This window comes from Paenochrobactrum glaciei, from assembly GCF_039522165.1.
Classification (GTDB): domain Bacteria; phylum Pseudomonadota; class Alphaproteobacteria; order Rhizobiales; family Rhizobiaceae; genus Paenochrobactrum; species Paenochrobactrum glaciei.
In genome coordinates this window covers 423,018-443,264 of record NZ_BAAADE010000001.1, presented here as the reverse complement: position 1 = coordinate 443,264, position 20,247 = coordinate 423,018, and the positions used below count along the sequence as shown (strand labels likewise).

General features: G+C 50.5%; 23 protein-coding genes. 18 read left to right on the top strand and 5 right to left on the bottom strand.

Translation table 11 applies throughout. The annotated features are described in order from the left end of the window. Window positions 1-301 precede the first annotated feature (301 nt). From aroC to ABDZ76_RS02185, 3 genes are read left to right on the top strand one after another with little or no spacing between them, the layout of a single operon-like run. Complete coding sequence (aroC, locus tag ABDZ76_RS02195; RefSeq protein WP_343800688.1) at window positions 302-1,393, top strand: chorismate synthase; 1,092 nt, start codon at window positions 302-304, stop codon at window positions 1,391-1,393. A 53-nt stretch (window positions 1,394-1,446) separates the two neighbouring features. After that, on the top strand, window positions 1,447-2,406 hold the full coding sequence (locus ABDZ76_RS02190; RefSeq protein WP_343800685.1) for a histone deacetylase family protein: 960 nt from the start codon (window positions 1,447-1,449) through the stop codon (window positions 2,404-2,406). A gap of 5 nt (window positions 2,407-2,411) precedes the next feature. Then, on the top strand, window positions 2,412-2,666 hold the full coding sequence (locus tag ABDZ76_RS02185) for an exodeoxyribonuclease VII small subunit (RefSeq protein ID WP_343800682.1): 255 nt from the start codon (window positions 2,412-2,414) through the stop codon (window positions 2,664-2,666). On the opposite strand, the gene ABDZ76_RS02180 is transcribed toward ABDZ76_RS02185, so the two are convergent. After that, window positions 2,663-3,184, bottom strand: a complete 522-nt coding sequence (locus tag ABDZ76_RS02180; protein ID WP_343800679.1) for a DedA family protein — start codon at window positions 3,182-3,184, stop codon at window positions 2,663-2,665. The two genes, ABDZ76_RS02185 and ABDZ76_RS02180, sit on opposite strands and share 4 nt — an antisense overlap. A 77-nt stretch (window positions 3,185-3,261) precedes the next feature. Further along, window positions 3,262-3,522 (bottom strand): GlsB/YeaQ/YmgE family stress response membrane protein, encoded by a 261-nt coding sequence (locus ABDZ76_RS02175; RefSeq protein WP_343800676.1) that lies wholly within the window; start codon window positions 3,520-3,522, stop codon window positions 3,262-3,264. A 156-nt stretch (window positions 3,523-3,678) separates the two neighbouring features. Here ABDZ76_RS02175 and ABDZ76_RS02170 point away from each other — a divergent pair, with 156 nt between their 5' ends. From ABDZ76_RS02170 to ABDZ76_RS02145, 6 genes are all read left to right on the top strand, one after another. After that, window positions 3,679-4,269, top strand: a complete 591-nt coding sequence (locus tag ABDZ76_RS02170; protein ID WP_343800673.1) for a YidB family protein — start codon at window positions 3,679-3,681, stop codon at window positions 4,267-4,269. Between the two features lie 122 nt (window positions 4,270-4,391). Then, window positions 4,392-5,324, top strand: coding sequence for a pirin family protein (locus ABDZ76_RS02165; protein ID WP_343800670.1), 933 nt, complete (start codon window positions 4,392-4,394; stop codon window positions 5,322-5,324). A gap of 220 nt (window positions 5,325-5,544) precedes the next feature. Then, window positions 5,545-7,461, top strand: a complete 1,917-nt coding sequence (gene dxs / locus ABDZ76_RS02160) for a 1-deoxy-D-xylulose-5-phosphate synthase (RefSeq protein WP_343800667.1) — start codon at window positions 5,545-5,547, stop codon at window positions 7,459-7,461. Between the two features lie 62 nt (window positions 7,462-7,523). Further along, window positions 7,524-8,288 (top strand): TlyA family RNA methyltransferase, encoded by a 765-nt coding sequence (locus ABDZ76_RS02155; protein WP_343800665.1) that lies wholly within the window; start codon window positions 7,524-7,526, stop codon window positions 8,286-8,288. Then, window positions 8,285-9,514 carry a class I SAM-dependent RNA methyltransferase gene (locus tag ABDZ76_RS02150; protein WP_343800662.1) on the top strand — a complete coding sequence of 410 codons (1,230 nt, stop codon included), beginning with the start codon at window positions 8,285-8,287 and terminating at the stop codon, window positions 9,512-9,514. Before ABDZ76_RS02155 ends, ABDZ76_RS02150 begins: the two co-directional genes overlap by 4 nt. Window positions 9,515-9,719: 205 nt before the next feature. Then, complete coding sequence (locus ABDZ76_RS02145; RefSeq protein WP_343800659.1) at window positions 9,720-10,169, top strand: GNAT family N-acetyltransferase; 450 nt, start codon at window positions 9,720-9,722, stop codon at window positions 10,167-10,169. Window positions 10,170-10,251: 82 nt separating this feature from the next. Here the strand turns inward: ABDZ76_RS02145 and ABDZ76_RS02140 are convergent, their stop codons facing one another. From ABDZ76_RS02140 to ABDZ76_RS02130, 3 genes are all read right to left on the bottom strand, one after another. Further along, window positions 10,252-11,001, bottom strand: a complete 750-nt coding sequence (locus ABDZ76_RS02140; RefSeq protein WP_343800656.1) for an SDR family oxidoreductase — start codon at window positions 10,999-11,001, stop codon at window positions 10,252-10,254. Window positions 11,002-11,017: 16 nt separating this feature from the next. Further along, window positions 11,018-12,430, bottom strand: a complete 1,413-nt coding sequence (tldD, locus tag ABDZ76_RS02135; protein WP_343800653.1) for a metalloprotease TldD — start codon at window positions 12,428-12,430, stop codon at window positions 11,018-11,020. A 70-nt stretch (window positions 12,431-12,500) separates the two neighbouring features. Then, the gene (locus ABDZ76_RS02130) at window positions 12,501-13,082 is read right to left on the bottom strand and encodes an invasion associated locus B family protein (protein WP_343800650.1); all 582 of its coding nucleotides are present in this window, start codon (window positions 13,080-13,082) and stop codon (window positions 12,501-12,503) included. Here ABDZ76_RS02130 and ABDZ76_RS02125 point away from each other — a divergent pair. From ABDZ76_RS02125 to ABDZ76_RS02085, 9 genes are all read left to right on the top strand, one after another. Beyond that, on the top strand, window positions 13,081-13,332 hold the full coding sequence (locus tag ABDZ76_RS02125; protein ID WP_343800647.1) for a hypothetical protein: 252 nt from the start codon (window positions 13,081-13,083) through the stop codon (window positions 13,330-13,332). The two genes, ABDZ76_RS02130 and ABDZ76_RS02125, sit on opposite strands and share 2 nt — an antisense overlap. A 149-nt stretch (window positions 13,333-13,481) precedes the next feature. Continuing rightward, window positions 13,482-14,345 (top strand): cytochrome c oxidase subunit II, encoded by an 864-nt coding sequence (gene coxB / locus ABDZ76_RS02120; RefSeq protein ID WP_343802938.1) that lies wholly within the window; start codon window positions 13,482-13,484, stop codon window positions 14,343-14,345. A 39-nt stretch (window positions 14,346-14,384) separates the two neighbouring features. Then, on the top strand, window positions 14,385-16,037 hold the full coding sequence (gene ctaD, locus ABDZ76_RS02115) for a cytochrome c oxidase subunit I (protein WP_343800644.1): 1,653 nt from the start codon (window positions 14,385-14,387) through the stop codon (window positions 16,035-16,037). A 167-nt stretch (window positions 16,038-16,204) separates the two neighbouring features. Continuing rightward, complete coding sequence (locus tag ABDZ76_RS02110) at window positions 16,205-17,155, top strand: heme o synthase (protein WP_343800642.1); 951 nt, start codon at window positions 16,205-16,207, stop codon at window positions 17,153-17,155. Next, window positions 17,152-17,322: a hypothetical protein gene (locus ABDZ76_RS02105; protein ID WP_343800639.1), complete on the top strand. Its 171-nt coding sequence runs from the start codon at window positions 17,152-17,154 to the stop codon at window positions 17,320-17,322. Before ABDZ76_RS02110 ends, ABDZ76_RS02105 begins: the two co-directional genes overlap by 4 nt. Before the next feature lie 24 nt (window positions 17,323-17,346). Next, window positions 17,347-17,961, top strand: a complete 615-nt coding sequence (locus ABDZ76_RS02100; protein ID WP_343800636.1) for a cytochrome c oxidase assembly protein — start codon at window positions 17,347-17,349, stop codon at window positions 17,959-17,961. A gap of 51 nt (window positions 17,962-18,012) precedes the next feature. Continuing rightward, window positions 18,013-18,888: a cytochrome c oxidase subunit 3 gene (locus ABDZ76_RS02095; protein ID WP_343800633.1), complete on the top strand. Its 876-nt coding sequence runs from the start codon at window positions 18,013-18,015 to the stop codon at window positions 18,886-18,888. 115 nt (window positions 18,889-19,003) lie between these two features. Then, window positions 19,004-19,408 carry a DUF983 domain-containing protein gene (locus ABDZ76_RS02090; RefSeq protein ID WP_343800630.1) on the top strand — a complete coding sequence of 135 codons (405 nt, stop codon included), beginning with the start codon at window positions 19,004-19,006 and terminating at the stop codon, window positions 19,406-19,408. A 4-nt stretch (window positions 19,409-19,412) separates the two neighbouring features. Next, the gene (locus ABDZ76_RS02085; RefSeq protein WP_374844548.1) at window positions 19,413-20,162 is read left to right on the top strand and encodes an SURF1 family protein; all 750 of its coding nucleotides are present in this window, start codon (window positions 19,413-19,415) and stop codon (window positions 20,160-20,162) included. Window positions 20,163-20,247: the final 85 nt, after the last annotated feature.

Below are 20,247 nucleotides of genomic sequence, written 5' to 3'. Positions count from 1 at the left end.
TGCGCCTCTTTTTTGTTTTGTCTGCCGGCAGTTGTGATTCGCGTACCGCCGCCTGAACAGAATATTTTATGATAGCATTTCACTATGACAGCGACTTGCTCAATTTTAGTCGTAGATAAATTTATCTCAGATTTGGCTTTTTGCGCTTATATTGTGTCAAAATGAGAGTATGAACACGGTGAAATCAGGGAGATATAGCTGAAATAGCAGCATTCTTCAGTGCCTTGTTTGACCTTGAGGCAAAAGCTTCATAAAAACAGATCAGTCTTATAGTACCCGCACATAAAATTCAGGCGCGCACATGTCTCACAATAGTTTCGGCCATCTTTTCCGCGTTACCACATGGGGTGAAAGCCATGGGATAGCTTTGGGCTGTATTGTTGACGGATGTCCTCCGGGCATCACTTTTACTGAAGCAGAGATCCAGTCTTATCTGGATAAGCGCAAGCCGGGTCAGTCTAAATATACCACACAGCGCCGTGAGCCGGATCAGGTGCGCGTGCTTTCGGGTGTGATGCTGGGTGAGGATGGCGTGACCATGACCACCACCGGCACACCGATTTCGATGATGATCGAGAACACCGATCAGCGCTCAAAAGACTATGGCGAAATCGCCCGTCAGTACCGTCCGGGTCATGCCGATTACACCTATGATGTCAAATATGGCATTCGTGATTATCGCGGTGGCGGACGTTCATCAGCGCGTGAAACGGCAGCCCGAGTGGCCGCCGGTGCTATCGCCCGCAAGATCGTACCGGGTTTGAAAGTGCGCGGCGCATTGGTTGCCATGGGCGTGCATGATATTGATCGCAGCCGCTGGGACTGGAATGAAGTCGATAATAATCCGTTCTTCACGCCTGATGCTGGTTCGGTTGAAGTGTTTGCCAATTACCTTGATGGTATTCGCAAATCGGGTTCTTCCGTTGGTGCTATTCTGGAAGTGGTTGCCGAAGGTGTGCCAGCCGGAATTGGTGCGCCGCTTTATGCCAAACTCGATCAGGACATTGCCAGCAATCTGATGTCGGTCAATGCGGTTAAAGGCGTTGAAATCGGAAATGGTTTTGAAGCTGCCCGTTTAACCGGCGAGCAGAATGCGGATGAAATGCGCGTGGATGCGGATGGTAATCCGCATTTTCTTTCCAACCATGCCGGTGGCATTTTGGGTGGTATTGCAACCGGTGCGCCGGTGATTGCACGTTTTGCAGTGAAGCCGACATCGTCCATTTTGACACCGCGCCGCTCTGTCGATGCGGATGGTAAAGAAGTGGATGTGGTGACCAAAGGCCGCCATGATCCGTGTGTTGGTATCCGTGCTGTGCCGATTGGTGAAGCAATGGTTGCTTGTGCCATTGCTGATCATTATCTGCGCCACCGCGGCCAGACCGGCCGCTGAATCAAATTCTCCGTGTTTTTATAGAAATCACTGAATCTTAAGAGGTTTTCTCTATGGCGACACGGCTTTATTGGCATGATGTTTTTCTCAAACATCTGACACCGGCCGGCCATCCTGAGCGGCCGGATCGCCTTCGCGCTTTGTTGAGCGTGCTGGATGAGGGTGACTTTTATAATCTTGAGAGGGTGGAAGCACCGCTTGGTGATGAAGCGACCATCCTTTTTGCGCATAGTGAAAAATATGCCGAAACAATTAAAAAGCTAATCCCGCTTTTTGATGATGCTGATGCGGGATCAGACAAGCCCGAGCCGATCATTAAAATTGCCAATGACACTTATGCCAGCCCGCAAAGCTGGCAGGCCGCTTTAACGGCAATTGGCGCGGCCAATGCGGCTGTTGATGATGTGTTTAGCGGTCAGGCAGATAATGTGTTTATTGCGTCGCGTCCGCCCGGTCATCATGCTGAGCCGGAAGAGGCAATGGGTTTTTGTCTTTTTAACAATGCCGCCATTGCTGCCCGCTATGCACAAAAGCGCTATGAGGCAGAACGCGTCGCGATCATTGATTTTGATGTGCATCACGGAAATGGCACGCAAGCAATTTTTGAAAATGATAAAAGCGTGCTTTATTGCTCCACTCATCAGGAGCCGCTTTTTCCGGGCACCGGACATAAGAATGAGCAAGGCCTTGGCAATATCGTTAATGCGCCTTTGTCGCCCGAGAGCGGAAGCCGTGAATTTCGTGAAGCGATCAAGACACGGGTTTTACCGGCGCTTGATAATTTCCGTCCTGATTTAATTCTGATCTCTGCGGGCTTTGACGCGCATTATCTTGATCCGCTGGCGCAAATAAACTTGGATGAAGGTGATTTTGACTGGGTAACCGGTAAAATTATGGAGCGGGCAGATCGTTTTTGCGCTAATCGTTTAGTGAGCATATTGGAAGGCGGTTATGATTTGCAGGGTCTGTCAGTGTCGGCAGCTGCACATATTAAACGCCTGATGGAAGGATGAGCGAAATGAATGCAGAACAGCAGAACGCAGATATTGCACAAATGAGCTTTGAGCAGGCGATGGAGCAGCTGGAGCGTATTGTTGAAGATCTGGAACGTGGCGATGTTCCGCTTGAGCAATCCATCCGCATTTATGAACGCGGTGAAGCTTTGAAAAAACATTGCGACACATTGCTGAAATCGGCTGAAGATAAAGTCGAGAAAATCCGCATTGGCCGTGATGGTCAGCCTGCGGGTACCGAGCCGCTTGATCCGGCTTAACTCCATAAAGATTTAATATAAGCCGCTACGGGTGCCAGTGTTCCGCCAAAGAGATAGGGACCAGCACCCCAAACGGCAGTCCAGCCGATTGCGCCGATTATATTGGCGGCTAAAAAATGCGAAAAGCGCATATGCATGGAACCGGCGATAATGCCGTTGAGCTGGCGCAGGATGACGATAAAACGTGCGGTGGCCACCATATAGATGCCGCGTTTTTCAAATTGTTCTTCCAAAATGGTCAGCCGTTCAGGTGTAAGTTTGATGCGGCTGCCAAAGCGCTGCAATAATTTACGCCCGCCAAAATGGCCGATCAGATAGCCGGTGCAATCACCCAGCACAGCGCCGATAAAACACGCGATTAAAACCGCTGTGAGGCTTAAAGTACCGTTGAGTGCGAGCAGAGACGCGGCAATGAGTGCGCTTTCTCCCGGCACCGGCACACCAAAAGATTCAAAATAAACGATAATAAAAAGAGCCAGCGCTCCATAGGATGCCAAATAGGGTTCAATATATTGCATTTATACTCAGGCAGTTTGGTCTAAAAAGATGATCCGGCGCGGATAGCCGGATCAGTATAAATATCATCTATAGATCATTATCTTATAGTGCGTTTGCCGGTTATGGCATGATAGATCACCAGCACGATAATCGCACCGGCAACCGAAACAATCAGGCTGTAAATATTTAATCCTGTGACACCTTGCGCGCCGAAAGCGGTAAACACTACCCCGCCGATGATGGCGCCGAAAATGCCCAAAGCAATGTCGAACAACATACCTTGGCCACTTTTATTCACTATTTTACTGCCGATAAAGCCTGCAACGAGACCTAATATAATCCAACTTATAACTGACATTGGTTATCTCCTAAAAATTAGGCAATGCGATGGATACAGATCAGAAATTTTCATAAGACTATCAGATTGGCAAGGCATAATACTTGCCAGTTACAAATATTGGCATAGGATCAAGCATTATAGATTATTAAATTATAGCCACAGGAGTTTTTTATCATGGGAATGTCTGACAATAATTCACCTAAATCTCCGGTGCCGGGCGGTAGTCTGGCAAAACCTGTTTTGGTCGCGCTGGGCGCGTTGCTGGTCGGGCGTATGCTGAGCGGCAAGCATGATGAAACGAATGAGGCGCAGACCATTGAGCCGCCTGCACAGCCTCATGCCGAAGATAACCATTCTGGTGGTTTGCTCGGTGCGGTGCTAGGTGGTCTTGGCGGTTTGCTGGCCAGTGCAACGGGTGGTGCAGCTTCTTCCGCACCGGCGCCTACCAGTGCTAATACCGGGCTTGGAGGTATCTTGAGCGGCGGCCTTGGCGGTCTGCTGGAACAGCTCAATCAGGCTGGACACGGCAGCAAAGTGGATTCATGGCTGGGGCAAGGCGAGAATGCGAGCATTGAGCCTGATCAGCTTGGCAGTGCTATCGGTCAAAAAACATTAAGCGAGATTGCCCAGCAGGCAGGTATTAATGAACAGGAATTGCTGGCGCAGCTTTCGCAGGTCTTGCCAGGTCTTATCGACAAGCTGACAGCCAATGGTAAAGTGCCGAATATGCAGGAAATCGCACAGCTTTTGCAAAAGCAGCCTTAAAAAGCGTAAGCACTGGTGAAACTGGGCAGGTCTAACCATATAGACCTGATGAAGCCCCGATAAAGCTATGCAGCTCTGATATGCTGCATAGCTGCATGATATTGAAAACCGGAGGTCTGGTTATGAGCTTTTTCCCCGGTGATGATCCGGCCATTGGCGACAAGAAGGCTGTTGATCTGATCGAGACACTGATTATCCCGCGCACCAGTGATGTTGGCGGGCTTGAAGTGCGACGTGCTTTGCCGACTGCCAAGCGCCGCCTTGTGGGGCCTTTCATTTTCTTTGACCGTATGGGCCCAGCAATTTTGCGTGCCGGTGATGCGCTTGATGTGCAGCCACACCCTCATATTGGTCTTTCTACGGTTACTTATCTTTTTGATGGCCATATCAAACACCGAGATAGTCTCGGCACTGAAATGGTAATTTCACCGGGTGATGTGAACCTGATGACAGCCGGACGTGGCATTGTGCATTCTGAGCGCTCGCCGGAAGAATTACGCGGGCCGCCTTTGTCCATTTCCGGTGTGCAAACATGGTTGGCACTGCCGGAACATCTGGAAGACATGAGGCCGGATTTTGCCCATACGACCAAAGCTGATTTGCCGGAAATGCGTGACAAAGACTTTTCCGGTCGTTTGATCATGGGCGGTTTACACGGGCTCAAATCACCCGTTCATCAATATAGCGATACGCTTTATGCTGATATCCGGATTGAGGCGGGTGGTCGCTTCCACATTCCGGCGGTGGCGGAAGAACGTGCGATTTATATTTTAGATGGCAGTGTGAATATTGCCGGTGATGTTTTCGGCTCCAATCAGCTGCTAGCCTTCCGTGAGGGTGATGACATTATCGTGAATGCTGCGCCGAGTGCGAATGGTGGTTCGGCGCATATTATGTTGTTTGGCGGTGCAAGCCTTAACTCCAGACGCTATATCTGGTGGAACTTTGTTTCATCCTCAAAAGAGCGTATTGAACAGGCAAAAGAAGAGTGGCGCACCGGAAAGTTTGATATAGTACCGGGGGATGAAGAAGAGTGTGTGCCCCTGCCAGCGTAGCCGGCAAAAACTTATGCTGCCGGCGTAGCCGGCAAAATGTAGCTTGTCGGGTTAACCGAAATTCGTATTTTGCCGGAATAGACCGGCATTCTTGAAATAAGCCACAGGATCAAAGGTCTGAAATGCTACCAAAGCGCTCAATCGGGCAGGCCAGACCTTTGAAGCTTGCCATAAGTTCATGGATTCTATAGGCAGGTGTCCAAATAGGCGGAGAAGTATCATGACACGACCTGTCACCCCCTTACTTGATCAGGTGAACATTCCTTCAGATTTGCGTAACCTACCTGAGGCAGAACTGCCGCAGTTGGTAGATGAATTACGTGCAGAACTGATTGATGTTGTTTCAACAACCGGCGGGCATCTGGGTGCCGGACTTGGTGTTGTTGAGCTGACAGTCGCTTTGCATCACGTGTTTGATACACCGCATGACCGTATTATCTGGGATGTGGGTCACCAGACCTATCCGCATAAAATTCTGACAGGCCGCCGCGACCGCATCCGCACGCTTCGTCAGGAAAACGGGCTTTCCGGTTTTACCAAGCGTTCGGAAAGTGAATATGATCCGTTTGGCGCGGCACATTCATCCACTTCTATTTCTGCCGGTCTCGGTATGGCTGTTGCCAGCGAACTTTCGGGTGATGCACGTAATGTGATTGCGGTGATCGGCGATGGTTCGATGTCGGCTGGTATGGCTTATGAAGCCATGAATAATGCCGGAGCGCTGGATGCCCGTTTGATCGTTATTCTCAATGATAATGATATGTCGATTGCTCCGCCAACCGGTGCGATGAGCGCTTATCTGGCGCGTCTCGTATCTGGCCGCACTTATCGTTCATTGCGCGAAAATGCGAAGCAATTGGCTAAAAAACTGCCGAAATTCTTGCAGGATAAAGCACGCAAATCAGAAGAATATGCGCGTGCCTTTTTAACCGGCGGTTCGCTGTTTGAAGAACTCGGCTTTTATTATGTCGGCCCGATTGATGGTCATAATCTTGATCATTTGCTGCCCGTATTGAAAAATGTCCGTGACATGCAAGACGGGCCGATCCTTATTCATGTTGTGACCCAAAAGGGTAAAGGTTATGCGCCTGCAGAAGCGGCAGCAGACAAATATCACGGCGTAAACAAGTTTGATGTGATTACAGGGGCGCAGGCCAAGCCACCGGCAAATGCGCCAAGCTATACTAAAATTTTCGGCACCAGTCTGATTGAGGAAGCACGTCACGATGATAAAATCGTGGCTATCACTGCGGCGATGCCAGGTGGCACGGGTATTGATCTTTTCGGCGAGGCTTTTCCGAGCCGGGTTTTTGATGTCGGTATTGCCGAGCAACATGCAGTTACCTTTGCCGCTGGTCTGGCGAGTGAAGGTTTCAAGCCATTTGCCGCTATTTACTCGACATTTTTGCAGCGCGGTTACGATCAGGTCGTGCATGATGTTTCCTTGCAAAATCTGCCGGTTCGCTTCCCGATTGACCGTGCTGGTCTGGTTGGCGCTGATGGTGCCACCCATGCGGGTTCGTTTGACACAGGCTTTTTGGCTGCCTTGCCGGGCTTTGTGGTGATGGCTGCTTCTGATGAGGCAGAGCTGCGCCATATGGTGCGCACTGCCGCTGAATATGAGGAAGGCCCGATTTCATTCCGTTATCCGCGTGGTGATGGTGTCGGTGTTGAACTGCCGGAGCGCGGTTCAGTATTGGAAATCGGTAAGGGCCGCATTGTGCGTGAAGGCACGAAGGTAGCGCTTCTTTCCTTCGGTACCCGTTTGCAGGAATGTTTGGGTGCTGCCGATGTGCTGGATGCCGCAGGGCTTTCGACCACTGTTGCGGATGCACGTTTTGCCAAGCCGCTGGATCAGGATCTTATCCGCCGCTTGGCACGCGATCATGAAGTGCTGATCACCATTGAAGAAGGTGCCGTTGGCGGCTTTGGTTCGCATGTTTTGCATTTCTTGGCGCGTGAAGCTTTGCTGGATGGTGGTTTGCGGGTGCGGACACTAACATTGCCGGATGTGTATCAGGATCACGCCAAGCCGGAAGTCATGTATGCCAATGCTGGTCTTGACCGTGCAGGGATTGTGCATGCAGTTTTTGCAGCCCTTGGTCGTGAGGAAATTGCCGCACCCTTTCGCGCCTGATCTTTTGCCTTTGTGACGATTGGCCACTTGCTTAAAAGATGTGGCTGCGTCATGAAGGCGCGATGAATGATATAACTGATCCGTCTGCCCGATTGCGCCTCGACCAGCTCTTGGTCGAGCGAAAGCTTTTTGCCACGCGTTCGCGTGCGCGGGATGCTGTCGCACGTTCAACAGTGCAGGTTGACGGGCAGGTGGTTGCCAAACCGGGTGCGCTGGTGGCACGCAACGCACATTTAAGCGTTGATGATCCGGCTAGCAGCTATGTCTCACGGGCAGCGCTCAAACTCATTGCTGGACTTGATCACTTTAAACTGGACGTGAAGGGGCGCTTTGCGCTTGATATCGGCGCTTCTACTGGCGGTTTTACACAAGTTTTGCTGGAGCGTGGTGCTGCTCATGTGGTGGCGGTTGATGTCGGCCATGATCAATTGCATGAAAGTTTGGCGCGGCATAAAAATGTGACCAATCATGAGGGCTTGAATGCCCGGCATTTGGATTTCAACCATCTGGATGGCCATGCGATTGATTGTGTGGTGTCTGATGTCAGCTTCATTTCGCTGAAACTGGCCCTGCCGCAAGCATTGCAATTGGCGGTTCCCAATGCCATTTGCGTGTTACTGGTGAAGCCGCAATTTGAGGCAGGGCGTGAAGCCATCGGCAAAGGTGGTTTGCTGCGTGATCCGACACAAGGGCCTCTCATCGCAGAACAGTTGCGTGAGTGGCTAAATGCCCAAGCCGGATGGCGGGCACTAGGAATATGCGTTTCCCCGATTGAGGGCGGAGACGGCAATCTGGAATATTTACTGGCAGGAATGAAAGACCAATGAGCACGCGTGTAACAATCAGCTCTGTAGGCGCAGGTGGTGACGGGGTTGCCATGACCGCCGATGGTCAGGTTTTTGTACCTTTTACACTGGCAGGTGAAGTGGCCAATATTGCGCGCGATAAAAATCGCGGCACAGTGATTGCCATGCTTGAGCCTTCGCCGGAGCGCCAGACCGCAGAGTGTCAGCATTTTGAAGATTGCGGCGGTTGTTCTTTGCAGCACTGGCAGGCGGAACCTTATCAGGCGTGGAAGCGCGGGCTCGTTGTGGCTGCGCTTAAAGGCTATGGCATTGATGTGGAGCCAGAGCCATTGGTGGCTTGCGCTCCTTATAGCCGCCGCCGTGTGGTTTTTGCTGCACGCAAAACCGAAGGCGCAATGCTGCTGGGCTTTAATCGCCATTTGAGCCACGAGATTATCAATATCTCAGAATGCGTGGTGGCCGTTCCTGAAATCACCGAACGTCTGGAAGATTTGCGCGGCCTTGCTTCTGTTATCGCGCCCGGTTCCAAACCTTTCAAACTGGCGGTAACCGTCACAGCCTCCGGCCTTGATATTGCCGCACAAGGCTGCGGGTCGCCGGATGATAAAACACGGCTTGCTTTGACCGAATATGTGGTGGCGCATAAATTCGCGCGTCTTGCCTCTGACGGTGAAATTATTGTCGAGCCGAAAAAGCCGCTTATCCATTTTGGCAAAGTGCCGGTTAATATTCCGTCCGGCAGCTTCTTGCAGGCAACGGAAGCGGCTGAAGAAACCATGGTGGAACTTGTCACCAAACATATGGGCAAGTCTAAAAAGACCGCCGATCTTTTCTGCGGCGTTGGTACATTTGGCCTGCGTATTGCGGAGAAAAATGCCGTTCACTGCATTGAAAATGATGCGCCTGCTCTGGCAGCACTTGATCGCGGCATTCGACATGTGCAGGGCTTGAAGCCGGTGACAGTTGAGCGACGCGATCTGTTCCGCCGTCCGCTTCTGGTGCGCGAATTGGCACCTTATCAGGGCGTTGTGTTTGATCCGCCACGCGCTGGCGCTGAAGAGCAGGCACGCGAACTGGTAAAGTCTAAAGTCACGAAAGTTGCAGCGGTTTCGTGCAACCCGGTGACATTGGCGCGGGATTTATCCATTCTGGTTAAGGGCGGTTATAAGATCGATAAGATCGTGCCTGTTGACCAGTTCCTGTGGTCATCCCATGTGGAAACGGTTGCTCTGCTGACCAAGAAATAAGATGAGCATTTGTTGACTTAAACAGCGATTTCGCGTCTCATCTTAAAAAGACAGCCGATATCGGCTGTCGTAAACTGAAGGAGATTTATGCGCAGCGTTCTTATTGTCGGATTTTCGATTTTGGCCAAGGGCTCAAGATCACAATAAGTATTGCCCGAATTTTGGGTAATGAGTTTCGCATGTAATTAACTCTTCAGGTGCTTTCATGAAAGAAAGAACAAGTTGTATCCGCCCGATGGTTGCAGGGGATGTCGAGCGTTTAGCCGATATTTGGTTGCGTGCCTCTAAAATCGTCCATGGTTTTCTTGGGTATGAATTGCTGGAAGATCAGCATCAGCTGATGAAAGATGTTTATCTTTTACAAGCGGAAAACTGGGTGATTGTCAGTGATGATCAGGTGGTTGGTTTTGTTGGTTTCATCGATAATTTTATTGGTGGACTATTTGTTGATCCGGATTTTCAAGGGCAGGGCTTTGGCCTCAAACTATTGCAACATGCGCATGATTTGAAAAAACATCTGGAATTGCAGGTCTATGAACGCAATCAGCAGGCCGTCAAATTTTATCAGAAATATGGTTTTGAAATCATTCAGCGTGATGAAACGGACGATGATGGATTGCCATTTGTGCAGCTGACAATGGTGCTCAATAGCTGATTAAAATAATAAGAGCGGTTTTCATGAATCACTTTCATCGAAAACCGCTCTTATGCTTTGATTTTTATAATTTATGCCGGTTTTAGCCGAATAGTCCGCCGCTATCACTATCCACGACAATCGAAGATAAAGTGATGTGGCGCGGGCGGGTAATAGCAAACAACACTGCTTCGCAAATGTCGCGATTGGTGGCCTGTTCGCCTTTTTGACGTTCACTCACTTGCTCCCATGCGGCATCTTCCGGTGATACATCATCAAGATATGGCGGATGCACGCAGAGCGAGCGGATTGGTGTGTCGCGCAGTATTTGTTGCAAACCGCTTGCCAAGGCTGCCTGTGCATGTTTGGCGGCGTAAAAAGGCACCGAGACACTGTGTAATGGCGCATTCGGCAAGCCGCTGATTGAGCCAATAGTGACAATGTCGGGACGCTTGGAATTTTTAAGCAGTGGCAGCAAGCTTTGTGTCATCAGATAGCTGCCGGTAACGGCTGCATTGATGGTGCCGAAAATTTCATCTTCGCTATGGGGCGCATCGCTTGCTTCCAGCCACATCGCACCATTATTAATCAGCAAATCAATATGCTGATATTTGGCAGTGATGTTCGCGACAGCCTGCTTAATGCTGGTATTGTCTGCGAGGTCGACAATCACCTGACCGGCAGTTTGTCCGGTGCGCTTTGCAATAATTGCTGCCACTTGGGCAAGCGCCTGCTCCGAGCGGGCGCAAAGAATGACTTGTGCGCCTGCATCAGCCAATGTGATGGCAAGCGCGGCGCCAAGGCCGCGCCCTGCGCCAGTGATTACGGCAGTTGTTCCGTTTAACGGTGTCATCAGATTACTTTCGAGTTTATACGGCTGTGCCGCCGACGGTCATCTGATCCATGCGCAAATGTGGCTGCCCAACGCCGACAGGTACCCATTGGCCGCCTTTACCGCAATTGCCGGTGCCGTTATCCAGCTTTGAATCATTTCCGAGCATGGTGATGCGCTGCATGGCTTCCGGGCCATTGCCGATCAGCATCGCGCCTTTAATTGGGGCCGTGACTTTGCCGTTTTCGATTTTATAAGCTTCGGTGCAGCCAAATACGAATTTGCCGGAAGTGATATCGACCTGACCGCCACCGAAGGAAACAGCATAAATGCCGTTCTTGACCGAAGAGATGATTTCTTCCGGTGTTTTGTCACCGGAAAGCATGATCGTGTTGGTCATGCGCGGCATAGGAGCGTGGGCATAGGATTCACGGCGCCCATTGCCGGTTGGCTGCATACCCATCAGGCGGGCATTCTGGCGATCCTGCATATAGTTGACGAGCTTGCCGTCTTCGATCAGCACAGTGCGATTGGTTGGGGTGCCTTCATCATCAATTGTCAGCGAACCGCGACGCTGCATAATGGTGCCGTCATCCACAACCGTTACCCCTTTGGAGGCAACCTGCTGCCCCATCAGGCCTGCAAAGGCTGAAGTTTTCTTGCGGTTGAAATCACCTTCCAAACCATGGCCAACGGCTTCATGCAGCATGACGCCCGGCCAGCCATTGGCAAGCACAATATCCATAGTGCCGGCAGGGGCGGGCACAGCTTCTAGATTGACTAATGCCTGACGCAAGGCCTCATCTGCCGCATATTGCCATGCGTCAGTTGCAATAAATTCACCAAACAGCGCACGCCCGCCATGGCTGAAAGAGCCTGTTTCCTGACGGTCGCCGGAACCTGCCACAACAGAAACGTTGAGGCGCACCATCGGGCGCACATCACGCACGAAATGGCCATCGGCACGCAAAATCTCGACTTGTTTCCAGGATGCTGCAACAGATACGGAAACCTGACGCACTTTTGGGTCTTTGGCGCGCAAATAGGCATCAATCTCTTGGAGGAGGCGCACTTTGGCATCAAAGCTCGGGGAGCCGATCGGGTTTTCGTCGGTGTAAAGCTGATGGTTGGTGCCAAGCGGTGCAGCACTATATTGGCCATTATAGCCGTGGCTGGTGGCAGAAACGGCATCGGCTGCACGTTTTAATGCCGCAAGTGACAATTCACCTGCATGGGCATAGCCAATGGCCTCACCGGCAACGGCGCGCAGACCAAAACCCTGATCCTGATTGAAGGCACCGGTTTTTAACCGGCCATTATCAAAGCCCAATGATTCGGCTTCGCCATATTCCAGATAAAGCTCGCCATCATCGCTGCCTTGCAGTGTCTGGCTTAAAATACGCTGAATATCGTCGCGATTAGCGTCAAAACTATCAATCAGGCTTTTCATAAAATACATCCTGCAAACTTATCACATTTGCAGGATGTAGGCGTTTCAACAGTGAAGAACAACCGCTCGTTTAAGGAAGAGCGTCAAAGCCTTCAGCAAAGCCCTTCAAATCAACAGGAATACCAATGCCTTCTTCCGGTGTCTGGAACACGATGAAGGTGGCGGATTTGCCTGCACGGAAGGTTTTCATCAAAGCTTCGTCAAGGATAACCTCTGCATAACAACCGTCTTCAAAGCAGCGCACGAAATAAGCGCGGCCGATATCTTTGCCGTCAACATTGAGACCTAGGCCGTTTGGTAATAATACGCCGAGCGGTGCCAGAACACGCAGGATACGAGCTTTATTATCAGCGGTTTTCAAGACGACAACCGAGAGGCCGAGTTCAGGACGGTCTGCTGCCACCACATTCTGGATGAGGGCGCATTGTTCGTTCTGGGCACCGGCCGGTGTGTCGCAAAGGATCGACCATTCACCGTGTTTAGAGCGGAGCGTACCTTTTTGATTGCCGGCAGTGCTGGATTGTTCGGTTGCCGTTGGCGCTTGCTGTTGTGCGGTGTTCTGGGCAAGGGAAATGCTGGTTGAACCGGCAAAAATGCCGCCAAGACACAAAGAGAAAATTGCTAATTGCTGAGAAATTTTACGAACAGTCATGGAAGCTCCAGATCGAATCACCGTGGCACTATCGCGCTGTACCGGCATAAAAAGTATATTATCATCTTCAATAAGGCGAAATGATAAGACTTCCAATGAGATGTTGCGCATTTTTATTGATATTGGTTTAAATCACGGCAGATTTGTGAGGAAAATGCCGAAACTACGCCACTATGCACAAGATTTTGATCAAATGCCCATAGGGATTTTTTCTTTATTTTACATGGTCACGCGCAAAAATGCCGCATGATAACATATTCGCCTTCCTTGCGGTGTGCGCTAAGGTGTGGTTGAACGCCAAATGGGGGATGGCGGTTGTTTTGTAGGGATAGCTGGCGTCCAGCCTGCAAAAGGCTACAACGGGAGAGAATTCTGGTGAGAAAGATTTTTGCCACATCAATGGGCACCGTATTTGGTGCTCTGGCACTTCTGTGGACCAGTATATCAGCGCAGGCAGACCAGCCGCGCGATTGGGAATACAGATTCCAAGAACCTGCTACCGGTATTATGGAGCAGATTAAATGGTTTGAAGAGTATACACTCTGGTTCATTATTCCGGTGACAACACTGGTACTTTGTCTGATCTTCTGGGTCATTTTAAAATACCGTGCCAGTGCCAATCCGGTTCCGTCTAAAACAAGCCACAACACAATGATTGAAGTCATCTGGACCACTGGTCCGGTGATTGCGCTTGTCTGTATCGCTATTCCGTCATTCCAGCTGCTGACAGCGCAATATTCGCCTGATGATGCAGCGGTGACGATCAAGGCAACCGGATACCAGTGGTACTGGGGCTATGAATATCAGACTGAAAATCAGGTCAGCTTTGATGCTCTGATGTTGCAGGAAGGCGAACGTGCCGCGGCCAATAAAGAAGATATTGCTAAATATCCGCGTCTTCTCGCCGTTGATAATGAAGTGGTGGTGCCGGTCGGTGAAACCGTTCGTCTGCTGGTTACAGCGGCTGACGTTATTCACTCATGGGCCATTCCTGCTTTCGGCGTCAAAATGGACGGTGTACCGGGTCGTTTGAACGAAGCCTGGTTCAAGGCAGAACGTGAAGGCCTATATTATGGCCAGTGCTCCGAGCTTTGCGGCAAGGATCATGCGTTTATGCCGATTGCAGTACGTGTTGTTTCCAAGGAAAATTATGAAACTTGGTTGGCAGCGGCGGCTTCTGACGTAGGCGGTGCCAATAAGGCGCTGAGGGCTGCTGTTGAAGGTGGTCAGGCAACAAATAAGGTGGCAGCTGCCGGTAATTAATTCCGGTAAGCACCTCTGTTGAGAAACGGGAGCAATCTCATGGCTGGCACAGCAGCTCAAGACATACACGACGACCACAAGCCAAAAGGCTGGGTTCGTTGGGTCTATTCGACCAACCACAAAGATATTGGTACTCTGTACCTTATTTTTGCGATTTTCTCCGGCATTATCGGCGGCGCATTGTCGATTGCGATGCGCGCTGAATTGCAAGAACCAGGCATTCAGATCTTCCACGGTCTGGCAGCTATGGTTTACGGCGTTGAAGGTGATGCGGCACTGGATGCCGGTAAGCACATGTTCAACGTGTTCACCTCGATGCACGCGCTTATCATGATCTTCTTCATGGTGATGCCTGCACTGATCGGTGGTTTCGCCAACTGGATGATCCCGCTCATGATCGGCGCGCCTGATATGGCATTCCCGCGTATGAACAACATCTCCTTTTGGCTGTTGCCTCCGGCATTGCTGTTGTTGTTGATCTCCTTCTTCGTGCCGGGTCCTGCCGGTGGTTGGGGTGCAGGTGGTGGCTGGACACTTTATCCGCCGCTCTCAACATCCGGCCAGCCAGGCCCTGCGGTTGATTTCGCCATTTTGTCGATCCACATTTCCGGTGCATCGTCCATTCTTGGTGCGATTAACTTCATCACCACGATTTTGAACATGCGCGCGCCGGGTATGACCCTGCACAAGATGCCGCTTTTTGCATGGGCAGTGCTGGTTACAGCATTCCTGCTTCTGCTTTCCTTGCCGGTTCTGGCAGGCGGTATCACCATGCTTCTGACCGACCGCAACTTCGGCACTGCATTCTTTGCACCTGATGGCGGTGGTGATCCGATCCTTTACCAGCATCTGTTCTGGTTCTTTGGTCACCCTGAAGTGTATATTCTGATTTTGCCGGGCTTTGGTATTGTCAGCCACATCATTTCAACCTTCTCCCGTAAGCCAATCTTCGGTTATCTGGGCATGGCTTATGCGATGGTTGCGATCGGTGTTGTCGGTTTCGTTGTCTGGGCGCACCATATGTACACTGTTGGTCTGTCGCTCGACACCCAGCGTTACTTCGTGTTCGCAACCATGGTGATCGCGGTGCCGACTGGTATTAAGATCTTCTCGTGGATTGCTACAATGTGGGGTGGCTCGATCACCTTCCGCGCACCAATGCTTTGGGCAATCGGATTTATCTTCCTGTTCACCATTGGTGGTATGACCGGTGTTCAGTTGGCTAATGCTGGTCTCGACCGTTCATTGCACGATACATATTATGTGGTTGCACACTTCCATTACGTGCTGTCACTTGGTGCTGTGTTCGCGATCTTTGCGGGCTGGTACTACTGGTTCCCTAAAATGACCGGTTATATGTATAGCGAGTTTACTGCGAAGCTGCATTTCTGGCTCACCTTCATCGGTGTGAACCTGATCTTCTTCCCGCAGCACTTCCTCGGTCTTGCTGGTATGCCACGTCGTTACATCGACTATCCGGATGCTTATACCGGCTGGAACATGGTTTCGTCTTACGGCTCATACATCTCCGGTTTTGCAGTTCTGATCTTCCTCTACAACGTCTTCGAAGCTTTTGCGAAGAAGCGTGAAGCAGGTGCAAACCCATGGGGTGACGGCGCAACCACGCTGGAATGGCAGCTTTCTTCGCCGCCACCATTCCATCAGTGGGAAGAGTTGCCACGCATTAAATAAGAGAATACTAATAAGACTTCCGGGCGGCGTGTCGCCGTCCGGAACTCAACAATGAAGATAATTGAATGTTTTCGTAAATCTGTTGAGCTTTTCGAAAATATTCATTGTCCGGCTTAAAGTCGCTCAATGTTGAATAGGGGCATGACTGTCCTGATGGAATGAGAGCAATGTCTGTGATTGGAAAAAATATCGCCTCCGATAATGAATATCGCCTCTCTGAAGCGATGGCGTCGGATTATATCACGCTGTTAAAACCGCGAGTAATGTCACTTGTGGTGTTCACAGGCTTTGTTGGTTTGATGGCAGCGCCGGGTCATATGAACCCGGTTTTGGCCGCAATCACCATTCTTTGCATTGCTGTTGGTGCTGGCGCATCGGGTGCTTTGAATATGTGGTATGATGCCGATATTGACATCATCATGAAGCGCACCCGCAACCGTCCGATACCGGCTGGCCTGATCTCACCGGAGCAGGTACTGGTTTTCGGTCTGACGCTTTCGGTTCTCTCGGTGCTGACACTCGGGCTGCTGGTTAACTGGCTTTCCGGTGCGCTGCTGGCTTTCACCATTTTCTTTTATGTGGTGATTTATTCCATGTGGTTGAAGCGCTCAACCCCGCAGAACATTGTGATCGGCGGGGCTTCCGGTGCGTTTCCTCCGATGATCGGTTGGGCAGCCGCCACAGGCTCCATCAGCCTTGACAGCATTGTGCTGTTTTTGATCATTTTCCTTTGGACACCTCCACATTTCTGGGCGCTGTCATTGTTCATGAGCAATGATTATGAAGCTGCCCGCATCCCGATGATGCCGAATGTGAAAGGCGAAGCCTCCACCAAGCGTCAGATTGTCGGCTATTCGCTCATTATGGCGCCTGTTGGTGTGTTGCCATGGGTATTGGGCTTTGCCGGTCTTACCTATGGTGTCGTTTCTATTCTTATGGGACTGGCTTTTGTTTATTATGCATGGCGTTTGCGGAACGCACCGACGCATGAAACAATGATCGCAAGTGCCAGAAAATTGTTCCGTTTTTCACTGCTTTATCTGGCGGGTCTGTTTGCGACTCTGTTGGCAGAGGTACTGGTTTATAAAGCACTTGTCGGATTTGGAGTTATAGCATGAGCACGTCTAACAACGAGCTGGAACTGATTAAGCCGACAGAAAAGCAGAAGCGCGCACAGCGTAACCGTTCCGTTGGACTGGCCATCGCTTTGGCGCTGTTTGTGATTATTGTTTATGTCGGCACATGGGCCAAGCTTGGTGCGAATGCACTGATCCGGCCAATGTAACGAATATTTAAAGGGGAGGGAAGAATGGGCAATCAGCAGGGTGATAAAAACGCCAAGAAGGACACTTCAAACCGTGTTATCGCATTTGCTTGTCTCAGCTTTTTTGCCTGTATGATTGGCGCGGCCTATGCCTCTGTTCCGCTTTACCGTCTGTTTTGTCAGGTGACCGGTTATGGTGGCACAACGCAGCGTGTCGAGCAATATTCCGATAAAATCCTTAATCAAACGATCAAAGTGCGTTTTGATGCCAATACGGCTGGTGGCTTGCCGTGGGATTTCAAGCCGGTTCAGCGCGAGGTTGAGCTGAAAATCGGCGAAACGACTATGGTTAAATATGAAGCCACGAATAAATCAGACGGACCGACCTATGGCCGTGCAACATTTAATGTCACGCCCGGCCGTGCAGGCGCTTATTTCAACAAGGTAGAGTGTTTCTGCTTTACCGATACGACATTAGCTTCCGGCGAAGATATGGAAATGCCGGTGCTGTTCTTTGTTGATCCGGACTTCGTCAATGATCCGGATTTGAAAGATGTAAAAACAATCACACTTTCCTATACTTTTTTTCCAATTGATGAGCCTAAGCCACTTGCGGCGGCGAAAGTTGGCGATAAACTGGAAAGTGCGGGGAAATTATAACGATCGCTTCACTTTTGCGAGTAAGCATTCAGAGGAGCTCTGGGGAGAGACATGGCTGACGCCCATCAGAAAAATCATGATTACCATATCATAGCACCAAGCCCGTGGCCGTTTATCGGTTCGGTCGGTGCCTTTGTGCTGGCGCTTGGCGGCATTGCATATATGCGCTATCTGAATGCCGGTGAACTGCACCTGTTCGGTATCAATCTGGTGACACCATGGCTGTTTGTCATGGGTATCGCCATCGTTCTCTACTGCATGTATGGCTGGTGGAGCGATACGATCAAGGAAGGCAAAGAAGGCCATCACACCCGCGTGGTGTCGATCCATCTGCGCTATGGCATGATCATGTTCATCGCTTCCGAAGTGATGTTCTTTGCGGCTTGGTTCTGGGCGTTTTTTGACGCCAGCCTGTTCCCGAATGATGCAGAACAAGTGGCACGCGCTGCCTATACCGGTGGCACATGGCCTCCGCAGGGGATTGAAGTGCTCGACCCGCTGCATCTGCCGCTTTACAACACCATCATTCTGCTGCTTTCAGGCACAACATTGACATGGGCGCACCATGCAATGCTGGTCAAAGACCGCTCAGGTATGATTGCCGGTCTGGCTCTCACAGTTGCGCTTGGCGTGTTGTTCTCCTTCGTGCAGGCTTATGAATATGCCTATGCGCCATTTGGCTTCAAAGATTCGATTTATGGTGCCACCTTCTTCATGGCGACCGGTTTCCACGGCTTCCACGTATTTATTGGTACAGTGTTTTTAGCTGTTTGCCTGTTCCGTGCCATCCGTGGTGATTTTGACGGTAAAAACCATTTCGGTTTTGAAGCGGCTGCCTGGTACTGGCACTTTGTGGACGTGGTCTGGCTGTTCCTCTTCTTCACCATGTATGTGTGGGGAAGCTGGGGTGGTGTGATCCATCATTAAGTTTGATTTGGTTAAAATCAAAGGGCGGCTGTGGAGACACGAGCCGCCTTTTTTAATGCGACAGTCTTGCGTGGCACGGCAATAAGGCGCAAAAAGACCATGGGAGATGAAGATCATGACAGAGCATAACCATTCCGGCGGTAACGGTGTTGATCCGATCAAAGCTGGCATTTTAGGCCGGTGCCCGAATTGCGGTGAGGGCAAATTATTCAACGGTTTTTTGAAGGTGGCAAAATCCTGCCATGTCTGCGGACAGGATTACTCCTTTGCTGATTCCGGTGACGGGCCGGTGGTTTTTGTCATTCTCATTATCGGGTTTATTGTGCTGGGTCAGGCGCTCTGGCTGGAGACGAATTTTCAGCCACCGCTTTGGCTGCATCTGATTATCTCAATTCCCTTGGCGATCATTTTAAGTCTGGTTTTGGTGCGCTGGCTCAAAGGTGTGCTGATTACGCTGCAATTCAAGCATAAGGCCGCTTCCGGCCAGCTTGATGATAAACATACTGACAATGGACAATAGCATGCTGGTGACTAAACCCGACACACGCAGATTTCCGTGGGGTGTGATTGTTGTCTATCTGATTTGTTTAGGGATTTTGCTGAGTCTTGGCACATGGCAGGTTAAGCGCTTGTTCTGGAAAGAAGAGCTGCTGGCTTCCATTGCTGAAAATATCAAAGCGCCACCGGTTTCGGTTGCCGCGTTGGAAGGTATTTTAAAACAGACAGGCAGTGTGGAATATCGCCCTGTGACGGCTACCGGTACATTTATGCATGAGGGTGAACGGCATTTTCTGGCGACTTTTAAAGGTGAGGCCGGATTTTATGTCTATACGCCGATGCAGATGGAAGACGGGCGTTTTGTGCTGATCAATCGCGGCTTTGTGCCTTATGGCCGTAAAGATCCGCAAACGCGCTTGGAAGGGCAGTTGGATGGCCCTGTGACGATTACAGGACTGGCGCGTGATCGTCTTGAGATGAAGCCTTCCAGCTTTGTGCCTGACAATGATCCGGCAAAAAACATTTTCTATTGGAAAGATTGGGGTGTGATGGCAGAAACTGGTGGTGTGCCTGATCTGGAAACACTGGTTCCTTTCTTTATTGATGCCGATGATACGCCTAATCCCGGTGTTTTGCCGATGGGTGGTGTCACCAATATTGAGCTGCCGAACAAGCATCTGGAATATGCCATCACATGGTATGGTCTGGCTTTGGCACTCACCGCAGTGGTGGGGGCTTATCTGTGGCGTTGGCGCTATCCTAAAACCACGCCATAATCACGCTTAAAGCTTGACTTTTAGTGGCACTAAGCCCAACTCCTGAATATATTGGTTTTGCTGGCTCAGCAAAGCACGGTTGATT

Coding starts and splice junctions, on each gene's coding strand:
- aroC (WP_343800688.1), top strand. CDS start 302: ATGTCTCACAATAGTTTCGGCCATCTTTTCCGCGTTACCACATGGGGT.
- ABDZ76_RS02190 (WP_343800685.1), top strand. CDS start 1,447: ATGGCGACACGGCTTTATTGGCATGATGTTTTTCTCAAACATCTGACA.
- ABDZ76_RS02185 (WP_343800682.1), top strand. CDS start 2,412: ATGAATGCAGAACAGCAGAACGCAGATATTGCACAAATGAGCTTTGAG.
- ABDZ76_RS02180 (WP_343800679.1), bottom strand. CDS start 3,184: ATGCAATATATTGAACCCTATTTGGCATCCTATGGAGCGCTGGCTCTT.
- ABDZ76_RS02175 (WP_343800676.1), bottom strand. CDS start 3,522: ATGTCAGTTATAAGTTGGATTATATTAGGTCTCGTTGCAGGCTTTATC.
- ABDZ76_RS02170 (WP_343800673.1), top strand. CDS start 3,679: ATGGGAATGTCTGACAATAATTCACCTAAATCTCCGGTGCCGGGCGGT.
- ABDZ76_RS02165 (WP_343800670.1), top strand. CDS start 4,392: ATGAGCTTTTTCCCCGGTGATGATCCGGCCATTGGCGACAAGAAGGCT.
- dxs (WP_343800667.1), top strand. CDS start 5,545: ATGACACGACCTGTCACCCCCTTACTTGATCAGGTGAACATTCCTTCA.
- ABDZ76_RS02155 (WP_343800665.1), top strand. CDS start 7,524: ATGAATGATATAACTGATCCGTCTGCCCGATTGCGCCTCGACCAGCTC.
- ABDZ76_RS02150 (WP_343800662.1), top strand. CDS start 8,285: ATGAGCACGCGTGTAACAATCAGCTCTGTAGGCGCAGGTGGTGACGGG.
- ABDZ76_RS02145 (WP_343800659.1), top strand. CDS start 9,720: ATGAAAGAAAGAACAAGTTGTATCCGCCCGATGGTTGCAGGGGATGTC.
- ABDZ76_RS02140 (WP_343800656.1), bottom strand. CDS start 11,001: ATGACACCGTTAAACGGAACAACTGCCGTAATCACTGGCGCAGGGCGC.
- tldD (WP_343800653.1), bottom strand. CDS start 12,430: ATGAAAAGCCTGATTGATAGTTTTGACGCTAATCGCGACGATATTCAG.
- ABDZ76_RS02125 (WP_343800647.1), top strand. CDS start 13,081: ATGGAAGCTCCAGATCGAATCACCGTGGCACTATCGCGCTGTACCGGC.
- ABDZ76_RS02130 (WP_343800650.1), bottom strand. CDS start 13,082: ATGACTGTTCGTAAAATTTCTCAGCAATTAGCAATTTTCTCTTTGTGT.
- coxB (WP_343802938.1), top strand. CDS start 13,482: ATGGGCACCGTATTTGGTGCTCTGGCACTTCTGTGGACCAGTATATCA.
- ctaD (WP_343800644.1), top strand. CDS start 14,385: ATGGCTGGCACAGCAGCTCAAGACATACACGACGACCACAAGCCAAAA.
- ABDZ76_RS02110 (WP_343800642.1), top strand. CDS start 16,205: ATGTCTGTGATTGGAAAAAATATCGCCTCCGATAATGAATATCGCCTC.
- ABDZ76_RS02105 (WP_343800639.1), top strand. CDS start 17,152: ATGAGCACGTCTAACAACGAGCTGGAACTGATTAAGCCGACAGAAAAG.
- ABDZ76_RS02100 (WP_343800636.1), top strand. CDS start 17,347: ATGGGCAATCAGCAGGGTGATAAAAACGCCAAGAAGGACACTTCAAAC.
- ABDZ76_RS02095 (WP_343800633.1), top strand. CDS start 18,013: ATGGCTGACGCCCATCAGAAAAATCATGATTACCATATCATAGCACCA.
- ABDZ76_RS02090 (WP_343800630.1), top strand. CDS start 19,004: ATGACAGAGCATAACCATTCCGGCGGTAACGGTGTTGATCCGATCAAA.